We start from the raw sequence: 1,192 nt of genomic DNA on the forward strand, positions 1-1,192 counted from the left end.
ATTCAGGCACAAAAATATCTTATACTGCCTATTATAAATTAATCCCAGAAAGAGCAAATGAGCTATTGCCACTCAATGTGGATACAGGTTCTGGAGAATATATCCCAGCAGTTTCTGCAACTTTTAATTTTCTAACAAATAAAGTTAGCATAGAAATTATTGGGGTAAGTCAATACAATCCTGTCTATACAAGAAGTGCGGATAGCTATTATGCCAATCGCCTTCTCACAGAAAACAACAAAAGACTTTATAATCAGGCGGAAAATTTTATTAGGCAAGATAAGACAAGTTATCGTTCTATGGGAGCAAATTTTAATCTCAAATATAGATAATGGAACGCCTTTTGCTTATCCTTTAATAGATTTTATGCAAGGGATAAGCGAATGTTTGAACTAAATACTTCTTTGCCTAATTATCACAATGCAATCTTATACAGCAATAAGAATAGCCAAATTAAAGATAATGAAAAAGATGTGAATTTACAATCTGCTACAATCAGCAATGAGGAAGCAAAGGAAGCCTTAAATAGCCGATATAATAGCGGGATTTACACATATCATCTCGCATTAGATGAATTTCCAGATATTGCGTTTTCTGAAATTCTACACAAAACAGATTCCTTTCGCTCTAAAATTTTAAAACAAGCCACCAATCAACATATACCAACAGAAAATGAATATCAAAAAGCAAGGGATTCTCTTAATGAACAACTAGACAATATTTTAATTGAGCTTTATAAACAAGAGCCAAATTTAGAAAAAAATCCTAATAATTATCTAATTGATGGTGCGATAAGAATGAAAGTGTTTTTAAAAATGGACGAGGAAAATATGCAAACAAGCAAACAGGCATTATTAAATTCAATCAATTCTTTCAATTGCGCCTATGATACCAAAGATTTAAAAGCTAATCTATCAAATTATATTAGCAATGTTGAGGGTGCAGCCTATAATATGATTGAGCAATTTAATTGTTTATTTGCTTGTTTGGATATTCCAAAGTCTCAACAAAAATCCATTGAAAACGCCCTTAGCATTATCACAAGTTATACATACGATAAGAGCGGAAGGCTTACAGATTCCCTCAATATAGGAGGTTATACTATTTCTTGGGAGGGGGATAATCCTACAATTTTTCAAGGTTCTTATTCCTTGAAAATTTCTTATTCACCACAAGAGGATATTTTACTTTC

General features: G+C 32.0%; 2 protein-coding genes. Both read left to right on the top strand.

The features are described from left to right. A partial coding sequence (locus Q1553_RS00255) for a hypothetical protein (protein WP_300842649.1) occupies positions 1-332 on the top strand: 332 nt, incomplete at its 5' end. A 51-nt stretch (positions 333-383) separates the two neighbouring features. Continuing rightward, positions 384-1,192: hypothetical protein (locus Q1553_RS00260; RefSeq protein WP_300842650.1), on the top strand; the 809-nt coding region annotated here is incomplete at its 3' end.

This window comes from Helicobacter sp. UBA3407 (assembly GCF_949747025.1).
In the GTDB taxonomy this organism is placed as follows: Bacteria; Campylobacterota; Campylobacteria; order Campylobacterales; family Helicobacteraceae; genus Helicobacter_D; species Helicobacter_D ganmani.